At 75.0% G+C, this 17,112-nt stretch carries 18 protein-coding genes; 7 read left to right on the top strand and 11 right to left on the bottom strand.

The genetic code is table 11. The annotated features are described in order from the left end of the window. The 8 genes from ACFQ11_RS33085 to ACFQ11_RS33120 form a co-directional block, all read right to left on the bottom strand. On the bottom strand, positions 1–260 hold a 260-nt coding region (locus ACFQ11_RS33085), incomplete at its 3' end, for a hypothetical protein (RefSeq protein ID WP_378305967.1). Next, a complete protein-coding gene (locus ACFQ11_RS33090; protein ID WP_378305969.1) occupies positions 257–802 on the bottom strand; it encodes an RNA polymerase sigma factor in 546 nt (181 codons plus the stop codon). The genes ACFQ11_RS33085 and ACFQ11_RS33090, both read right to left, overlap by 4 nt. A gap of 81 nt (positions 803–883) precedes the next feature. Next, positions 884–2,047 carry a pyridoxal phosphate-dependent aminotransferase gene (locus ACFQ11_RS33095; protein WP_378305971.1) on the bottom strand — a complete coding sequence of 388 codons (1,164 nt, stop codon included), beginning with the start codon at positions 2,045–2,047 and terminating at the stop codon, positions 884–886. Between the two features lie 101 nt (positions 2,048–2,148). Further along, on the bottom strand, positions 2,149–2,754 hold the full coding sequence (locus tag ACFQ11_RS33100) for a response regulator (protein ID WP_378305974.1): 606 nt from the start codon (positions 2,752–2,754) through the stop codon (positions 2,149–2,151). After that, on the bottom strand, positions 2,751–4,007 hold the full coding sequence (locus ACFQ11_RS33105; RefSeq protein WP_378305976.1) for a sensor histidine kinase: 1,257 nt from the start codon (positions 4,005–4,007) through the stop codon (positions 2,751–2,753). The genes ACFQ11_RS33100 and ACFQ11_RS33105 overlap by 4 nt, the downstream gene beginning before the upstream one ends. A gap of 40 nt (positions 4,008–4,047) precedes the next feature. Continuing rightward, positions 4,048–4,887: an ABC transporter permease gene (locus ACFQ11_RS33110; protein WP_378305979.1), complete on the bottom strand. Its 840-nt coding sequence runs from the start codon at positions 4,885–4,887 to the stop codon at positions 4,048–4,050. Continuing rightward, positions 4,884–5,831, bottom strand: a complete 948-nt coding sequence (locus ACFQ11_RS33115; RefSeq protein ID WP_378305981.1) for an ABC transporter ATP-binding protein — start codon at positions 5,829–5,831, stop codon at positions 4,884–4,886. The genes ACFQ11_RS33110 and ACFQ11_RS33115 overlap by 4 nt, the downstream gene beginning before the upstream one ends. Before the next feature lie 104 nt (positions 5,832–5,935). Continuing rightward, on the bottom strand, positions 5,936–6,592 hold the full coding sequence (locus ACFQ11_RS33120) for an NAD(P)-dependent oxidoreductase (protein ID WP_378305983.1): 657 nt from the start codon (positions 6,590–6,592) through the stop codon (positions 5,936–5,938). Positions 6,593–6,679: 87 nt separating this feature from the next. On the opposite strand from ACFQ11_RS33120, the gene ACFQ11_RS33125 reads away from it, so the two are divergent. Then, entirely contained in the window at positions 6,680–7,255 is a 576-nt protein-coding gene (locus tag ACFQ11_RS33125; RefSeq protein ID WP_378305985.1) for a TetR/AcrR family transcriptional regulator, read from the top strand. A gap of 41 nt (positions 7,256–7,296) precedes the next feature. On the opposite strand, the gene ACFQ11_RS33130 is transcribed toward ACFQ11_RS33125, so the two are convergent. Next, complete coding sequence (locus ACFQ11_RS33130) at positions 7,297–8,691, bottom strand: acyl-CoA synthetase (RefSeq protein WP_378305987.1); 1,395 nt, start codon at positions 8,689–8,691, stop codon at positions 7,297–7,299. 48 nt (positions 8,692–8,739) lie between these two features. Here ACFQ11_RS33130 and ACFQ11_RS33135 point away from each other — a divergent pair, with 48 nt between their 5' ends. From ACFQ11_RS33135 to ACFQ11_RS33155, 5 genes are all read left to right on the top strand, one after another. Continuing rightward, positions 8,740–9,321, top strand: a complete 582-nt coding sequence (locus tag ACFQ11_RS33135) for a uridine kinase family protein (RefSeq protein WP_378305989.1) — start codon at positions 8,740–8,742, stop codon at positions 9,319–9,321. Positions 9,322–9,364: 43 nt separating this feature from the next. Beyond that, positions 9,365–9,739 (top strand): FKBP-type peptidyl-prolyl cis-trans isomerase, encoded by a 375-nt coding sequence (locus tag ACFQ11_RS33140; protein ID WP_378305992.1) that lies wholly within the window; start codon positions 9,365–9,367, stop codon positions 9,737–9,739. A gap of 97 nt (positions 9,740–9,836) precedes the next feature. Then, a complete protein-coding gene (locus tag ACFQ11_RS33145; protein ID WP_378305994.1) occupies positions 9,837–10,754 on the top strand; it encodes an ABC transporter ATP-binding protein in 918 nt (305 codons plus the stop codon). Beyond that, on the top strand, positions 10,733–11,578 hold the full coding sequence (locus ACFQ11_RS33150; RefSeq protein ID WP_378305996.1) for an ABC transporter permease subunit: 846 nt from the start codon (positions 10,733–10,735) through the stop codon (positions 11,576–11,578). The genes ACFQ11_RS33145 and ACFQ11_RS33150 overlap by 22 nt, the downstream gene beginning before the upstream one ends. Before the next feature lie 239 nt (positions 11,579–11,817). Beyond that, positions 11,818–12,657: a polysaccharide deacetylase family protein gene (locus ACFQ11_RS33155; RefSeq protein ID WP_378305998.1), complete on the top strand. Its 840-nt coding sequence runs from the start codon at positions 11,818–11,820 to the stop codon at positions 12,655–12,657. A gap of 121 nt (positions 12,658–12,778) precedes the next feature. On the opposite strand, the gene ACFQ11_RS33160 is transcribed toward ACFQ11_RS33155, so the two are convergent. Together ACFQ11_RS33160 and ACFQ11_RS33165 are read right to left on the bottom strand one after the other, a co-directional pair. Continuing rightward, complete coding sequence (locus tag ACFQ11_RS33160; RefSeq protein WP_378306001.1) at positions 12,779–14,224, bottom strand: uracil-xanthine permease family protein; 1,446 nt, start codon at positions 14,222–14,224, stop codon at positions 12,779–12,781. Between the two features lie 138 nt (positions 14,225–14,362). Further along, complete coding sequence (locus ACFQ11_RS33165) at positions 14,363–16,099, bottom strand: PucR family transcriptional regulator (RefSeq protein ID WP_378306003.1); 1,737 nt, start codon at positions 16,097–16,099, stop codon at positions 14,363–14,365. 221 nt (positions 16,100–16,320) lie between these two features. Here ACFQ11_RS33165 and ACFQ11_RS33170 point away from each other — a divergent pair. Continuing rightward, positions 16,321–17,112, top strand: a 792-nt coding sequence (locus ACFQ11_RS33170) for an oxamate carbamoyltransferase subunit AllH family protein (RefSeq protein WP_378306005.1), incomplete at its 3' end; no start/stop codon positions are given.

Below are 17,112 nucleotides of genomic sequence, written 5' to 3' on the forward strand. Positions count from 1 at the left end.
GCCGGGTCGCCGCCCGCCGTCACGGCGACGCCCGTGACGGCGCACGCGCCGGCCGCGACGCTCGCGATCAGCAGGACGGGACGGCGCGGCAGCGGCCGCCGGGCGGCGGGCCGCCGGGAGGTGCGCAGGATGCGGGCCAGGTCCTCGTCGCGGCGGCGCTCGTGGGCGTCGCGGGCCAGGTCGTCCAGCGCGGCGGGCCTGAGGGCGCGCAGCGCGCGCTCGGCGGTGTCGCTGTTCGGCACGGTGTCTCCGGTGTTCATCGGGCCGCCTCCCCGGCGGCCGGGGCGGGACGGGCGGGAACGGGCGCCGGTGCGGCGTCCAGGGCGCGGGCGAGCCGCCTGCGGGCGCGGTGCAGCCGGACGGCGAAGGCCGGGACCGAGCAGCCGACGACCGTCGCGGCCTGCCGGGAGTCCAGGCCGTGCCAGGTGACGAGCGTCAGGATCTCCAGGTCGCGTTCGGGCAGCGCCGCGATCGCCTCGAGCGCCGCCGCGCGCTCGACGACGTGCTCGGCGACGTCCCACGCCGCCAGGTCCGCGGACGTGGTGAGCGCCCGGATCCGCTCGGCCAGGGCACGGCCGCGCCGGCCCCGGTCGTACTGCTTGCGCAGCAGGTTGCGGGCGACGCCGAGCAGCCAGGGCAGGGCGGGGTCGCGGACCTGGTCGAGGCGCCGCCAGGCGATCAGGAACGTCTCGCCCGCGATGTCCTCGGCCGTGTGCGGCTCCGCGTGCGCCAGCGCGTACGCCAGCACGCGCCGGTGGTACTCGTCGTAGAGCCCGGTGAACCGTGACTCGGGATCGTCCACGGAGGACTCCCGTCTGGGGTCGGGAACATGTCGTCATGTAGTCCCGCCCGCGGCGCCTCCTTTACAGGCGCCTCCGATTTTTCAGCGGAGCCGGGCGAGCCGCTCGACGGCCGCGTCGATGACCTCGTCCTTCTTGCAGAACGCGAACCGGACGAAGTGCGCGCCCGCGTCCGCGTGGTCGTAGAACACCTGCGTCGGGATCGCGACGACCCCCGCCCGTCCCGGCAGCGCCCGGGCCAGCTCCATGCCGTCGGTGAAGCCCAGCGGCCGGATGTCGGCCTGCACGAAGTACGTCCCCTGCGGCCGGTACACGTCGAAGCCCGCCGCCTCCAGCCCGGTGACGAGCCGGTCGCGCTTGCCCTGCAGCGACTTGCGCAGCTCCTCGACCCAGGCGATCTCGTTCGTCAGCGCGTAGGCGGCGGCCCGCTGGTACGGGGCGCTGACCGCGAACGTGAGGAACTGCTTCACCGACTGCACGGCCCGGACGAACGGCGCGGGGGCCGTCACCCAGCCGGTCTTCCAGCCGGTGACGGAGAACGACTTGCCGACCGACGACACCGACACCGTCCGTTCCCGCATCCCGTCGAGGGCCGCGAGCGGGACGTGCTCGGCGTCGTCGAACGTCAGGTACTCGTACACCTCGTCGGTGACGGCGACCAGGTCGTGCTCCCGGCAGAGGTCGGCGATCGTCTCCAGTTCGCCGCGCGTGAAGACCGTCCCGGACGGGTTGTGCGGCGAGTTCACGAGGATCAGCCGGGTGCGGGGCGTGACGGCGGCCCGCAGCTCGTCCGGGTCGAAGGCGAACCGGCCCCCGGCTGGACGGAGCGTGACGGGCCGCCGGACCGCCCCGGCGAGGGCGATCACGGCGGCGTAGGAGTCGTAATAGGGCTCGAAGACGATCACCTCGTCGCCCGGTTCGGCGAGGGCGAGGACGGACGCCGCGATGCCCTCGGTGGCCCCGACGGTGACGAACACCTCCGTCGCGGGATCGTACGCCAGCCCGTACCGGCCGAGCCTCTGCGCCGCCACCGCCTCCCGCAGTTCGCCCGTCCCGGGCCCCGGCGGGTACTGGTTGTCCCCGGTTCGGATGGCGTCCACGGCGATGTCCAGCATGCCCGCCGGGCCGCTGGAATCCGGGAAGCCCTGGCCCAGATTGATCGCGCCCGTCCGGACCGCCAGGGCCGACATCTCGGCGAAGATCGTCTCGCCGAACTCCCGCATCCGCTCGACCAATGGCTCGCTCACGCCACAACCCTAAGGGCCACCGCCCCCGTGCACACGGGGAGCGCGGACCGCCATCGTCCGAAATCCTTGCAGGGGAGGGCCGGCCTGTCCGCGAAGCGTGGTCAGATCCAGCCCATCTCCTGGGCGGCCCGCACGGCGGCGAGGCGGCCGGAGGCGCCCAGCTTCGTCATCGCCGACGACAGGTAGTTGCGGACGGTGCCCTCCGACAGGTGCAGGCGGGCGGCGATGCCGGACGTGTCGGAGCCCGCGGCGATCTGGCGGAGGATCTCGCGTTCCCGTTCGGTGAGCGGGTTGTCGCCCGCCTCCATGGCGGCGGCCGCGAGTTCGGCGTCCAGGTAGCGGCCCCCGGCGTGGACCTTGCGGATGGCGGCGGCCAGTTCCTCGGTGGGGGCGTCCTTCGGGACGAATCCGCGGACCCCGGCGGACATGGCGCGGCGCAGGTACCCGGGACGGCCGAAGCTGGTGAGGATGCACACCGCGCAGCGGGCGCCGGACGAGCGCAGCTCCTCGGCGACGGTCAGGCCGTCCGCGCCGGGCATCTCGATGTCGAGGACGGCGACGTCCGGATCGTGCGCGGCGACGGCCGCGGCGACCTCGTCGCCGCGGCCGACCTCCGCGACGACCTCCAGGTCGGGGTCCAGGCCGAGCAGCGCGGCGACGGCGCCGCGGATGAGGTGCTCGTCGTCGGCCAGCAGGACCCGGATCACCGCTCCGTCCCAGCCGCCCGGACGGGCTCGCCCGCGGACTCGCCCGCGGGGCCCGCGCCCCCGGCGGGCAGCGGGACGACGGCCCGCAGGAGGAAGCCGTCCCGGCCGTGCCGTCCGGCGTTGATCTCGCCGCCGAGGACGGCGACCCGCTCCTCGAGCCCGATGAGGCCGGACCCGGGGGTCTCGGCGCCGCGCGGGCGGACGCCGTCGTTGCGCATCTCCAGGACCACGGCATGACCATAGACGGTCAGGGAGACGGTGCAGCGGCGGGCCTCGCTGTGCTTGATCACGTTGGTGGCGCCCTCCCGGATCACCCAGGCGAGCACGGCGCCGACCTCGGACGGGAGATCCGCCGGGGGCTCGTCGGCCGTGCAGCGGACGCCCGCCGCCTCGAGCACCGCGCGCACCCCGGCGAGCTCGGCGTCCAGCTCGACGGCGCGGTAGCCGCGGACGGCGGCCCGCACCTCCCGCAGCGCCTCCCGGGCGGCGGTGCGGACGTCGGCCATCTCGGCGCCCGCGCGGGCCGGGTCGGTCTCGGCCATCCGCAGCGCGAGCTCGCTCTTCACCGCGATCAGCGAGAGGCTGTGGCCGAGCAGGTCGTGCAGGTCCCGGGAGAAGCGGAGCCGCTCCTCGGTGACGGCGAGCCGGGCGACGGCGTCGCGGGCGGCGTACGCCTCCAGGTGCATGTCCCACATGCGGCGCTGGTACCGGTTGACCCACGCGACGAGCAGGCAGCTCGCCAGGAAGACGACGAAGAAGACGGGCAGGGTCTTCAGCCAGGAGACGTTCCCGTTGTCGAAGTTCCGCTCGGCGGAGATCGTGGCGAGGACCGCGCAGAAGGCCGCCGTCCCGGTGCACAGGGCCGCGATCCGGCGGCGGCTCACCGGCGACAGCACCACCGCCGACACCCAGAACGCCGGGATGATGCACCACACGGGGTTGGTGAGGATCATCGAGCCCAGCGCGGCGGTGACCGCGCCGCTGAGGACGATGTCGCGGCGCGGGGCGCCGCCGTCCAGGCCCTCCCGGACGAGCCGGAGGTAGAACCACAGCAGCAGGCCCAGGCCGGCGAGGGCGGCGACGACGACGGGGATCCCGATGTCGCCCTCGCTGTAGGACGGCCCGAGCGCGCCCAGGCCGACTGCGACGAACGCGACCCCGGCCATCATGAAGGACCGCTGCGTCACCTTGCGGTAGCGCTCCAGCCGCACGGCGTTCTGCTCTTCGAGTTCGGCCTTCGTGGCGACCGCCATGACCGGTTCCCCCTTTCCCCCGGGTACGGTATCCGGCCGCTCAGCCGCGGCGCGGTTCCCAGCGGAACCAGCGCTTGGCCGCCTCGGCGCCGACGACGCCCCAGACGACGAGGACGGCGAACGACCGGACGCACGCCGCCCAGCCCTCGGCGACGCCCAGCGCGGCGTGCTCGGCGGTGCCGGTGAAGTCCTGACCGAAGTAGGCGGTGCGGGTGATCTCGACGACCGGGGTCAGCGGCAGCCAGCGGCAGGCGGCGGCGAGGGCGTCGGGCAGGGCGTCCAGCGGGAACATCACGCCGCCGCCCGCCATGCAGCCGAACATGATCGGCAGGACGGTGAGCTGCGCGAGTTCGGCGTTCGGGGTGAGCCCGGACACCGCGAACGCCAGCAGGGCGAAGACGGCGGTGCCGCCGGCGAGCCCGGCGAGCAGCAGCAGCGGGTCCGCGGGGAACCGGCCGCCGAAGGCGGTGCCGAGCACGACGAGCAGCAGCGCGGCCTGCGCCGCGTACGCGGCGGTCGCGGTGAGGACGCTGCCGCCGCGGATCTCGGCGTCGGACAGGGCCGTGCCGCGCAGCCGCTTGAGGGTGAGGTCCTCGCGGCGGGCCGTGAAAACGTTCACCAGGTTCATGAAGACCGCGAAGACGAGGAAGAACGCGAGGTGGCCGGTGCCCTGCAGGAGGGCGCCGTCCACGCCGTCGACGTCCTGGCCGCGCATCGGGACGAGCATCGCGATGAACAGGACGGGCAGGCCGAAGACGGTGAACAGGGCGGTGCGGTTGCGGTAGAGGAGGACGGCGTCGAACCGCGCGACGCGCGCGAGGGACCGGGCCGACACGTCGGGCGGGGCGATCCCGCGGCGGCGGGGGGCGGCGGCGGTCATCGGGACGCTCCTTCGGGGGTCGCGGCGGCGGTGGCGGTGCGGAGGAAGACGTCCTCGAGGGACGCGCTGCGCGCCTGCAGGCCGTCGAGCGCGACGCCGGACGCGTCCGCCCAGCGCAGCAGCTCGTACAGGCCCGCCTGCAGGCCGTCGCCGCGCACGGTGTAGGCGGCGGTGGCGCGGCCGCCGTCCACGGTGATCTCCGCGGGGACGCCGCCGAGGGCGGGCAGTTCGCGGACCTGGAGCCGCTCGGGCATCTGGAAGGTGATGCGGTCGCCGTGGCCGGCGACGACCTCGGCGACGGTGCCGGTCTGCTCGATCACGCCCCGGTGCATGATCGCCAGCCGGTCGGCGAGCTGCTCGGCCTCCTCCAGGTAGTGCGTCGTCAGCAGGACCGTGGTGCCGTCCCGGACCAGGTCCCGGACGATCCGCCAGGTGGCGTGCCGGGCCTCGGGGTCCATGCCGGTGGTGGGCTCGTCCAGGAACAGGACGCGGGGCCGGGCGAGGAGCGCCAGCGCGAGGTCGAGGCGGCGTTTCTGCCCGCCGGACAGCTGCCGGACCTTCACCCCGGCCCGGTCCTCCAGCCCGACGAGCCCGAGCACCTCGGCGGCGGGCCGCGCGCGGGGCGTGAAGCCGCGCCAGTGGGCGGTGGTCTCGGCGACCGTGAGGTCGCCCCAGAACCCGCCCTCCTGCAGCATGATCCCGATCTGCGGGCGGACGGCGCGGCGCTCGCGGTACGGGTCGCGGCCGAGGACCCGGACGGTCCCCGCGCCGGCCGGGCGGAACCCCTCGAGGGTCTCCATGGTGGTGGTCTTGCCGGCCCCGTTGGTGCCGAGGAGGGCGAACAGCTCGCCCTCCCCGACCTCGAACGAGACGCCGGCGACGGCCTCGTGGTCGCCGTACCGCTGCCGCAGCCGCTCGACGCTGATCACCTGGTTCGCGTGCATGGGCCCAGCGTCGCGGCGGGCGCCGCCCCGCCGGTAGAAGCGGCTGTCACCGCTTCCCCCGGCGGCTGTCAGCCGATTCGCGTGACGGGTGTCATCCGCCCTGCTCAGCCGGCGACGCTGACGACGCGTCCGATGGAGGACGGGTCGGCGGCGTGGTCGAGCAGCGCGAGGGCGAGGTCGGCGCGGGCGAGGGTGAAGCCGCCGAGGACGTTGCGGTCCACCGCGGCCCGGTAGCGGCCCTTGCCGTCGCCGTCGGTGAGCCGGGGCGGGCGGACGATCGTCCAGTCGAGGCCGGATGCGCGGACGACGTCCTCGGCGCGCCTCATGTCGGCGAACGCGTGCTTGAGCATCGGCTTCAGCAGGAGGGGCTTGACGACGAACCGGGTGAGCGGGTCGTCGCCGGGGCCGTTGGCGAACCCGGAGGCGCTGACCATGACGAACCGCCGCTCGCCGGCCGCCGCCATCGCCGCGGTGATGCTGCGCGCGCTGTCCGCGCAGACGGTGGTGGGGGCGCGTCCCTCCCGGGTGCCGATGGCGGAGACGACGGCGTCGCGGCCCTTCACGGCGGCCTGCACGGCGTCGGGGTCCATGACGTCCGCGCGGACGACGTCGAGGGCCGGGCCGCCGGCGCGGTCGCGCAGGTCGGCGGGGAGCCGGGCCGGGTCGCGCACCACGGCGGTGACCCGGTGGCCGTCGATGAGCGCCCGGCGGACGACCCGCAGTCCGGTGCCGCCGGTCGCGCCGAAGATCGTGAGCCGCATGGTGCCTCCTGCCGAGAGGGGTGAGTGAACTTTCACTAACCCCCAGATTGGGTTAGCATTCACTCACTGTCAAGCGGAGGGAGCCGGATGGGCGCGCGGGACCGGATCCTGGACGCGGCGGCGGCCGTCATGCGCGAGCGCGGCGTCGCCCGCGCCACCACCAAGGAGATCGCCAAGGCGGCCGGGTACTCCGAGGCGCTGCTCTACAAGCACTTCCGCGACAAGGAGGAGCTGATGATGCTCGTCCTGAAGGAGCGCATGCCCGCGTTCTCGGTCGCGGGCGAGCCCGGCCGCCGCACCGTCGAGTCGAACCTCGTCACCGTGGCGCACAACGGGCTGCGCTTCTACCGGCGGGCGTTCCCGATGATGGCGTCCATGGTCGCGCAGCCGCCGCTCATGGCCGCGACCCGCGAGTCGCTGCGCAAGTACGGGGCGGGCCCGCACGTGCCCGTCCGCGACCTCGCCCGGTACCTCGACGCCGAACGCGACCTCGGCCGGGTCGCGGCGGACGCCGACACCGCCGCGGCGGCGGCGCTGCTGATCGGCGCCTGCTTCCAGCAGGGGTTCCTGCGCTACTTCGCCGAGGGCGCCGACACGCCCGACCCGCCGGAGTCGGACGCCCGCGCCCTCGTGCGCCCCCTGCTCCCGTCCCTGCTCCCCTGACCTCGGGCTCCCCTGGCCTTGCGCTTCCCTGACCCGGTGCGTCAGAGCTCGCCGAGCCGGGTCTTCACCACCTTCCCCATCGCGTTGCGCGGGAGCCCGTCGACGAGGTGGACGGCGCGGGGACGCTTGTGGGCCGAGAGCCGCCCGGCGACGAAGTCGATCAGCGCCCGCTCGTCCGCGCCGTCCGCGACGACGTAGGCGGTGACCTGCTCGCCCAGGTCCGCGTGCGGGGTGCCGACGACCGCCGCCTCCCGCACGGCCGGATGCGCCAGCAGCGCGTTCTCGACCTCGCCCGCGCCGATCCGGTAACCGCCGCTCTTGATCAGGTCGGTGGAGGCGCGGCCGACGATGCGGTGCCGTCCGTCCGGCGCGACGGCGGCGATGTCTCCGGTGCGGAACCAGCCGTCGGCGGTGAACGACGCGGCGGTCGCCTCGGGGCGGTTGAGGTACCCCTTGAACAGCAGCGGCGCGCGGACGTGCAGCTCGCCGGGCGTCTCGCCGTCCGGCGGGACGGGCGCGCCGTCCTCCGCCCGCAGCCGCGTCTCGACGCCCGGCAGCGGCGTCCCCACGTACCCCGGGTGCCGTTCGCCGTCGGCGCGCGCGCTGACGGTGATGAGGGTCTCGGTCATGCCGTACCGCTCGACCGGACGGTGCCCGGTGAGGGCCTCGAGCCGTTCGAAGACGGGCACCGGCAGCGGCGCGCTCCCCGACACCAGCAGCCGGGCGCCGCGCAGCGCCTCCGCCGACGCCGCGTCCGCGACCGTCCGCGACCACACCGTCGGGACGCCGAAGAACAGCGTGCCGCCGTCGTCCCGCGCGGCCGCCGCGTACGCCTCGGGCCGCGGCCGCCCGGTGTGGACGAGCGGCGACCCGACGCGCAGCGCGCCGAGGACGCCGAGGACCAGGCCGTGCACGTGGAACAGCGGCAGCCCGTGCACCAGGACGTCGCCGGGGGTCCACGCCCACGCGTCGGCGAGCGCGTCGAGGCCGGCGGCGATCGCGCCGCGGGAGATCAGCACGCCCTTGGGCGCGCCCGTCGTCCCGCTGGTGTAGAGGATCAAGGCGGTCGCGTCGGGCGGAGGTTCGCCGGGACCGGCGTCGCCCGGCGGGAGGTCGTCGACGGGCACCAGCGGCGGCTCCCCGTCGAGGGTCGCGGTGCCGCGCGCGCCGAGCAGCAGCTCGGCGCCGGAGTCGCCGAGGATGTGGGCCCGCTCGTCCGGTCCCGAGTCGGGCGGCACCGGCACCACCGGGACGCCCGCGAGGATCCCGCCGACGACGGCCGCGACCGTCTCCAGGGACGCGGCGGCGTGCACGGCGACCGCGTCCGCGCCGCCGATCCGGGCGGCGACGGCCGACGCCCGGCGCAGCAGTTCGTCCCGCGCCAGCTCCCGCCCCGCGACCCGCACCGGGCCGCCGGTCTCCCCGAGCAGGTCCATCCCCGCCCCCTTCCGGTCGTCGGACGAGCACCTGGAAGTATGCCGTCCATGCCGGAGACCGCGACCACCTACCCGGCGCTCGCCGCGCGCCTGCTCGCGCGGGCGCCGTCCTGCGGGCGGGTGCGGCTCGTCGCGATCGACGGGCCGAGCGGCGGGGGCAAGTCGACGTTCGCGGCCCGGCTCGCGCAGGTGCTGGCGGGCGCGCCGGTGGTGCGGTCGGACGACTTCCGCGTGCCGTGGGACGCCGACCCGCTGACCTGGTGGGAGCCGTTCGAGCGGACGGTGCTGGCGCCGCTGCGGGACGGCCGCCCGGCCGTCCTGCGCCGGTTCCACTGGCACCGCGAGGCGTACGGGCCGCCCGAGGAGATCCCGCCCGCGCCCGTCCTGCTGGCCGAGGGGGTCGGCGCGGCGTGGGCCGGGTCGCCCGCCGCGTACCGGGTGTGGATCGAGGCGCCGCGCGAGCTGCGCCGCGCCCGCGTCCTCGACCGGGACGGCCCCGCGTTCGCGGACGCGTGGGACGGCTGGTCCGTGCGGGAGGCGGCCCACTTCGCCGCGGACGGCACCCGGGACCGTGCCGACCTGCGGCTCGACGGCACCGACCTCGCCCACCGGCTCCGCGCCTGTCGGTAGGCTGATCCCTTTCCGACGGACCGACAAGGCTGGAGCCTGTTCCATGGCGCTTGAACGCCCCGAGATCGACTTCCCCGAGGGCGCGCCGCCCTCGATGCTCGACATCACCGACATCACCGTGGGCGACGGCCCGGAGGCCGTGAAGGGCTCCCGGGTGTCGATGCACTACGTCGGGGTGTCGTGGTCCACCGGCGAGGAGTTCGACGCGTCCTGGAACCGCGGCTCCACGCTGGACTTCGAGCTCGGTGCCGGCCGCATGATCAAGGGCTGGGACATGGGCATCCCGGGCATGAGGGTCGGCGGGCGCCGCAAGCTCGTCATCCCGCCGCACCTCGCCTACGGCGACCGCAGCCCGAGCCCGGCCATCAAGCCCGGCGAGACGCTGATCTTCGTGGTGGACCTGGTGGCGGTCGACTGACCCGCGCCGGTCAAACGGCGGGCAATCCGGGAGTGAAAATCGCCCCGGGTGCCCGCCGTCGCCGTTTCCGGGGCGGACGGTTCGGTATCCACCGGAGGTGATCGAGGCGCGCGGGCTGACGAAGCGGTACGGGGCCACCACCGCCGTCGACCACGCCTCGTTCACCGTCGCGCCCGGCCGCGTCACCGGGTTCCTCGGCCCGAACGGCGCGGGGAAGTCGACGACGATGCGGATGGTCCTCGGCCTCGACCGTCCCACGGCCGGGGACGTCACCGTGAACGGCGTCCACTACCGCTCGCTCGGCGCGCCGCTGCGCGAGGTCGGGGCGCTGCTGGACGCCACGGCGGTGCACGGCGGCCGCAGCGCCTACAACCATCTGCGCTGCCTGGCGCAGAGCAACGGCATTCCGCGGCGGCGCGTGGACGAGGTGCTGGAGCTGGTCGGGCTGCGGGACGTCGCGCGGCGCCCCGTCCGGGGGTTCTCGCTCGGCATGGGGCAGCGGCTCGGCATCGCGGGCGCGCTGCTCGGCGACCCGGGCGTGCTGATGTTCGACGAGCCCGCGAACGGACTCGACCCCGAGGGCATCCGGTGGATCCGGACGCTGATGCGGCGGCTCGCGCGGGAGGGCCGGACGGTGTTCGTGTCGAGCCACCTGATGTCGGAGATGGCGCTCACCGCCGACCACCTCGTGGTGATCGGCCGCGGCCGGATCCTCGCCGACACCGGGATGCGCGAGTTCATCGACCAGAACGCCGCCGGGCACGTCCGCGTCCGGTCGCCGCAGGCCGGCGAGCTGGCGCGGCTGCTGGCGTCCGGCGGGCGGCGGGTCGAGGACGGGCCGGACGGGTCGCTGCTGGTGCACGGCGCGACGGCGGCGGAGGTCGGCGACCTCGCCGCCGACCACGCGCTGCGGGTGCACGAGCTCGCCCTGGTCCGGCCGTCGCTGGAGGAGGCCTTCATGCGGCTGACCGGGGACGCCGTCGAGTACCACGCGTGGACGGAGGCGCCGCCGTGACGGCGGCGCCCGCGGGTCCGGCCGCCGCGCCCGCCCGGAACGTCCGCCGGGTGCGGTTCGGGCACGTCCTCGCCGCCGAGTGGACGAAGATCCGCACGGTGAAGTCGACGTTCTGGACGCTGCTGGCGGGGGCCGTCGTCCTCATCGGGTTCTCGGCGCTGTGGGCGCTGGCGTTCAGCGCGACGTACGACCAGATGACCGACACCGAACGGGCCACGTTCACGCCGATGACGCCGATCCAAGTCGCGTTCTACTTCGCGATGGTGGTGTTCGGCGCGCTCGGCGTGCTGGTGATCACGGCCGAGTACTCCACCGGGATGATCCGGACCGCCCTGACGTCCGTGCCGCGCCGCGCGCACTACCTCGCGGCCAAGACCCTCGTGCTCGCGCTGGTCGTGCTCGCCGTCGGCGTCGCGGTGACGTTCGCGTCGTTCTTCGTCGCGCAGCCCATCCTCGCCGCGAAGGACCTGGACGGCTCGATCGGCGACCCCGGCGTCCTGCGCGCGGTCGCCGGCGGCGGGCTCTGGCTGGCGCTCATCGCGATCATGGCGCTGGCCCTCGGCACGTTGCTGCGGCACACGGCGGGCTCGGTCGTGCTGGTGTTCGTGCTCCTGTTCGTGCTCGGCATCGCGGGCGGCTTCCTGCCGGGATCGTGGGGCGAGAACGTGAACAAGTTCCTGCCGTCCAACGCGGGCGCCGCGATCCTCGCGCCAGCGCAGCAGCCGGGCCAGCTCGCCCCGTGGTCCGGCCTCGCCGTCTTCGCGATCTACACGGCCGTCCTCCTCGCCGCCGCCCTGGTCCTCTTCGAACGCCGCGACGCCTGATCCCCCGCGCGGGCTCGCGGGCTCGCGGGCTCCCCGGGTCGGAGCGGAGGCCGGCGGTCTTCCTCCGCGGTGACAGTCGAATACACGCCGAAGATCGGGCAATTACGGCGCCGCGGGGCCGGGCATGATCAGATATGTCCCGTCGGTCGCGCCGCGCGCCGTCCCGGACGCCGGGGCGGCGGCCGCGGGCGCGCCGGCGGACCCCCGGATCCTGCTCAACCGAACGGAGAACGCGGCCGATGCGTGGGAAGACGCCCGTGATCGCGATGGTCGCCGCGGGAGTGCTCGGCGTGGCGGCGGGCGGCTGGCCCGTGGTGCGCGCCCAGGCCGGCGAGTCCGGGCCGTCGACCCGGGCGCAGCTCGCCGCGGCGCTCGCCGACCGGACCTTCCCGGCGCCCGAGCCCGGCTCGTGGACGCCGCCGAAGCCCGCGCCGGACGGCCTCCCCCCGGTGATCAACAGCATCGACACGCAGGACCGGGTCGTGTTCCTGACGATCGACGACGGCTACGTCTACGACCCCGAGTTCGTGAACCTCGTCCGGACGGAGAAGGTTCCGATCATGACGTTCCTGACGTCCCGGTACATCGACGGGCACGGCCAGTACTTCTGGGCGCTGAAGCGGGCCGGGTCGCCGATGGAGAACCACACGGTCGGGCACCCAGACATGGCGACGCTCGGGCCGGAGGCGCAGAAGAAGGAGATCTGCGGGGCGTCCGACGCGATCGCCAAGCAGTACGGCCGCCGCCCGACGCTGTTCCGGCCGCCGTTCGGCAGCTACAACGAGACCACGCGGCGGGTCGCGAAGGACTGCGGGGTGAAGTCGCTGGTCCTGTGGTCCGCGGAGTACTACAACGGGACGTCCGGGCCGGGCGTGGGCCTCAACGGGTTCGCGCGCGGGGACGGCGGCGACGGGTTCAAGCCCGGCGACATCATCCTCATGCACTTCCGCAAGGGGCTCGCGGGCCAGTTCAAGGCGTTCCTCGACAAGATCAGGAAGGCCGGGTTCCGGCCCGCGGCGCTGGAGAACTACCTGCCGGGGTCGCTCGGCGGCAACGCCCCCGACCAGGGCGGAGCCTGAAGCCGGGCGTATCCGGAGGATTCCCGGTTACGGGGTGCCGGCCGCGCGGCGCGTTCTATCGTCGTCCCGCCGGCGGGGTTGAGTCCCCCGCTCCCCGAGCAGCCCCGCCGGCGCGGACCTCCTACTCCGTGCCCGGGCGGCGGCGGACCGGGCCGCCGATCTCGGTCTCGTCGGGGGCGATCATCCCGCCGCCCGCGCCGTCCGGCCGGCGGACGGCGTTCAGCGCGTGGTACCCGACCAGGACCGCGATGGTGCCGAGCGCGATGCCCTGCAGGGGGAAGTCGTCGGTGATGTCCAGCGTCACGTTCCCGATCGCGAGGATGAGGGCCGCCGCGACCGGGACGAGGTTCACCGGGTCGCCGAAGTCGACGCGGTTCTCGACCCAGATCTTCGCGCCGAGCAGGCCGATCATGCCGTAGAGGACGACCGTGATGCCGCCGAGCACGCCGCCGGGGGTGGCGGCGATCAGCGCCCCGAACTTGGGGCACAGCCCGAACAGGATCGCGACCAGCGCCGCGACGTAGTACGCGGCGGTGGAGTAGATGCGGGTCGCGGCCATGACGCCGATGTTCTCGGCGTAGGTGGTGGTGGGCGCGCCGCCGACCGCGGACGCGAGCGTGGTGCCGACGCCGTCGGCGGCGAGGGCGCGGCCGAGCACCGGGTCCAGGTCGTCGCCGGTCATCGCCGACACCGCCTTGACGTGCCCGGTGTTCTCCGCGATCAGCGCGATGACCGGCGGCAGCGCGAGCAGGATCGCGGACGTCTTGAAGTCGGGCCCGTGCAGCTGCGGGAACCCGAACCAGTCGGCCGACGACACCGCGCCGAAGTCCACCCGGTCGTGCGCGAACGCGGTGGCGATGCAGTACGGGCCCTCGGACGCGCACGGGCGGCCCGCCGCGTCCAGCAGGTTCCGCCCCGGCAGCACGGAGGTGACGGGCCCGGCGAGGACGTCCAGGAGCCAGGACAGGACGAACCCGAACACCAGCGCGAGCAGGATCGCGATCCGCGACCAGAAGCCGCGCAGCAGCACCGTGCACAGGACGGCGAAGCAGAGCGTGGCGAGGGCGACCCACTGGTCCTGCGGCCAGTACGTGTCGGCGACGACCGGCGCGAGGTTGAAGCCGATCAGCATGACGACCGCGCCGGTCACCGCGGGCGGGAAGATCCGGTGGATGAGCTCGCCGCCCAGCAGGTGGACGACGACGCCGGCGAGCAGCAGCACGGCGCCGGTGACGAGGATCGCGCCGGTCACGGTGGCGCTGTCGCCGCCGCCCGCCCGGATCGCCGCGGCCACGCCGACGAACGAGGCGCTGCTGCCGAGGTAGCTCGGGACCTTCCCGCGGACGATCAGCAGGAACAGGATCGTGGCGAACCCCGACATCATGATCGCGAGGTTCGGGTCGAGGCCCATCAGCACGGGGAACACGAACGTCGCCCCGAACATCGCCACCACGTGCTGGGCGCCGATCCCCGCCGTGCGCGGCCACGACAGCCGCTCGTCCGGACGGACGATCTCGCCCGGCGGGGGCGTCCGCCCGTCGCCGTGCAGCTTCCAGCCGATCCTCATCGGGTCCCTCCCGGTCCTGCGTCGCCGCGCCGTGCGGCACGGTAGATCTACCAGGTGGGAGGACGTGCGGGCGGACCGGGGCCGTCCGGGGGCGCGTCGGCGCGGCCCCCGGACAACCGCCGGGCATCGTCGTTACCCTCAGATACCGCGCATGCGCAGCACGTGAAGGGCGAGGGTGAGGTTGAGCCGGAGATGGGCGTCCTCGGTGAACGCGCCGAGCATCCGTTCCAGCTTCCCGATGCGGTAGCGCAGCGTGTTGTAGTGGAAGTGGAGCCGGCGGGCCGTCTCGGCGACGTTGAGGTTGGTCTCCAGCAGCACCTGCAGGGTGCGGCGCAGGTCCACCAGCTCGGGCTCGGCGTCGGACGCCAGGTCGCCGAGGGTCTCGCGGACGAACGCGTGCAGCTCCTCCGGGTCCGACACCAGGCTCAGCAGCCGGTACACGCCGAGCTGGTCGAAGTGCGCGCGCGCCCCGGGGCCGTGCAGCTGCCGCCCCACCCGGACCGCCTTGACCGCCTGCTCGTACGCCTCGGGCAGCGCCGCCGGGGACCGCACCGTGCGGCTGACGCCGGAGGAGAACGTCCGCCGCACCGGCACGTGCTCGGCGAACACGGCCGCCGCCTCCTTGATCATCGTCTGCACCGGCGCGGACGGCGGGTCGGAGCCGTCGCCGTCCCCGCCGACGATCGCGACGACCTCGTGGGCGAAGCTCACCACCGCGGCGCCGCGGTCGTGCCGCCGCGCGGCGGCCGTCCAGGCGGCGGCGAGCCGCTCCTGCGCGGACCGCTCCTCGGCGCCGCGCCCGCCGCGGGTTCCGCCGTCCGGTTCCGCGCCCGTCCCCCCGCCCCCGCCGCGGGCGCGCCCGTCCAGTTCGGCGACCACGACCATCATGGGACGGTCGAGGTCCCAGCCGAAGCCGTCGCAGTGCGCGATGATCCGGTCGTCGTCGCCCGCGCGGCCCGCGAGGACGTCGCGCAGGAAGTCGGCCCGGTACTTGCTCTCCACCGCCGCCACCGCCTGCTGCTTGGTCACCACGAGCGCGGTGACGGTCGCGGCGCGTTCCAGGATGCCGAGGTCGGTGCCGCGCAGCGCGCCGCCCGGGCTGAACGCGACGATCCGGCCGTGGTCGAAGCCGCCCGCCATCACGGGCACGACCAGATGGTCGGCGGTGCCGTGCGCGCCGGTGACGCCGCAGCCGCCGCGCCCGCAGGCCGTGTGCCGGTCCGCGTCGAACGCCCGCATCGCCGCGACGTCCTCGTCGGGCCCGGCCGCCGCGAGGACGCGCTGCTCGCCGTCCAGCACGACCACCGCCACGTCCAGCAGCGACGCGACCTCGTCGACCACCTCCTGCAGGCCGCCGCCGCACAGGACGATCTGGACGAGCGCGCGGTGCACCTCCTCGGTGCGGGCGAGCACGCCCGCCTGCCGGTTCAGGATGTCGGTCAGCACCTGGTTGAGGATGTCGTCGAAGCCGACGTCGGGGGGCAGCAGGATCAGCGGGAAGCCGCGCCGGTCGGCCTGCGCGACCATCTCCGCCGGGACCGCGTCCAGGTAGGGGCCGAGCTTGATGGCGAGCGCCGCGAGGCCGCGCTCGTCCAGGTCGGCGATCAGGGTGTCGAGGGACTGGGGGGTGTTGCGCAGGGGGTATCCGGTGGTGAGGAGCAGCTCGTTCGGCTTCACCCACGGCAGGACGTCGGGGACCTCCATCACGTTGAGCCGCTGGACGACGCGGTCGAGTCCGGCCCGGCCGGCGATGAGGCGGGCGCCGTTGAGGGTGCTGACGCCGAGGACCTCGCCGACCGGCAGGCCGTGGGTCAGGGTTCCGGTGCTGGCGAGCCGCAGGGCCGGTGGGCCCGGGTCCGCGCTGATGTAACTCATGCCAGGGGTCACCTCGCCTTTTGGTGCGTACATCGCCTGTTGAGGCGTGATCGCTACCGGTACCTGATCAACACTGACAACAAAGGCGAACAATGACAAGAAGCCTTGGCACCTTTGTCCATACGGCGCGCGCGGGCGGCCATCTACCGTCGCGGCAGAGTCCGGGCCGCCCCGTCGACGAGGACGCGGGCGGCGCCCGTCAGCCGGCCTCGGGAGGTTCCGTGACCCCGCTCGTCCGCGACCCCGCACCGCTCCCCGCGCGGCCCGGAGCCCGCCCGCCCGGTGCGCGCCCGCCCCGCTCGGGCGCCGCGAGCCTGGCCCTGCGGCCGCTGCTGGACGGCCCGCGCCGGCCCGCCCGCGTCATCGCCGTGTTCCCGGCGGCGGTGTACGCGGAGGTGCGCGGCGGGCCGGAGCCGCGGGTGCTGGCGGTGGTCGCCTCCGACGCCGCCCGGATGCCGAACGCCGTGGTCGTCCCGGCGGCGCGCCGCGACCACCCGTTCCGCGCGGTCCGCGAGGGCGCCGACGCGGTCGTCGGGGACGGGCGGGTCGAGACCGGCGGATTCGCGGTGCGGGTGCGCCGCGAGTGGGACCCCGCGCCCGTCCTCGGACCGCTCCATCCCGCCGCGCTCGCCCGCGGCCTGCGGGCCGTGGAGGACGCGTGCGAGCACGCCGGGATGACCGGCGGCGGGCTGGCCGGGCATCCCGACCCCGACCTGCTCGCCGACCGCTGCGCCGCCGGGGACCTCGCGGGCGCGGTGGAGGCCGCCGAGCGGATCGTCGGGCTGGGGCCGGGGCTCACCCCGAGCGGGGACGACATCCTGTGCGGCCTGCTCGTGGCGCTCCGGCACGCGGGCGGCGCCGTCCGTCCCGCCGGGCGCGCGGTGTGGCTGGCCGACTGGCTGGGCGCGGCCGTCACGGCGGACGCCGGCACCCGGACCACCGCGCTCGCCGCGACGCTGCTGCACTGCGCGGCGCCGGGCGGTGCGGGCGGCGACGGCGGCGCGGTGCTGCTG

Source organism: Actinomadura sediminis (assembly GCF_042675525.1).
Taxonomy (GTDB): domain Bacteria; phylum Actinomycetota; class Actinomycetes; order Streptosporangiales; family Streptosporangiaceae; genus Spirillospora; species Spirillospora sediminis.

Coding starts and splice junctions, on each gene's coding strand:
- ACFQ11_RS33105 (WP_378305976.1), bottom strand. CDS start 4,007: ATGGCGGTCGCCACGAAGGCCGAACTCGAAGAGCAGAACGCCGTGCGG.
- ACFQ11_RS33110 (WP_378305979.1), bottom strand. CDS start 4,887: ATGACCGCCGCCGCCCCCCGCCGCCGCGGGATCGCCCCGCCCGACGTG.
- ACFQ11_RS33115 (WP_378305981.1), bottom strand. CDS start 5,831: ATGCACGCGAACCAGGTGATCAGCGTCGAGCGGCTGCGGCAGCGGTAC.
- ACFQ11_RS33120 (WP_378305983.1), bottom strand. CDS start 6,592: ATGCGGCTCACGATCTTCGGCGCGACCGGCGGCACCGGACTGCGGGTC.
- ACFQ11_RS33125 (WP_378305985.1), top strand. CDS start 6,680: ATGGGCGCGCGGGACCGGATCCTGGACGCGGCGGCGGCCGTCATGCGC.
- ACFQ11_RS33130 (WP_378305987.1), bottom strand. CDS start 8,691: ATGGACCTGCTCGGGGAGACCGGCGGCCCGGTGCGGGTCGCGGGGCGG.
- ACFQ11_RS33135 (WP_378305989.1), top strand. CDS start 8,740: ATGCCGGAGACCGCGACCACCTACCCGGCGCTCGCCGCGCGCCTGCTC.
- ACFQ11_RS33140 (WP_378305992.1), top strand. CDS start 9,365: ATGGCGCTTGAACGCCCCGAGATCGACTTCCCCGAGGGCGCGCCGCCC.
- ACFQ11_RS33155 (WP_378305998.1), top strand. CDS start 11,818: ATGCGTGGGAAGACGCCCGTGATCGCGATGGTCGCCGCGGGAGTGCTC.
- ACFQ11_RS33160 (WP_378306001.1), bottom strand. CDS start 14,224: ATGAGGATCGGCTGGAAGCTGCACGGCGACGGGCGGACGCCCCCGCCG.
- ACFQ11_RS33165 (WP_378306003.1), bottom strand. CDS start 16,099: ATGAGTTACATCAGCGCGGACCCGGGCCCACCGGCCCTGCGGCTCGCC.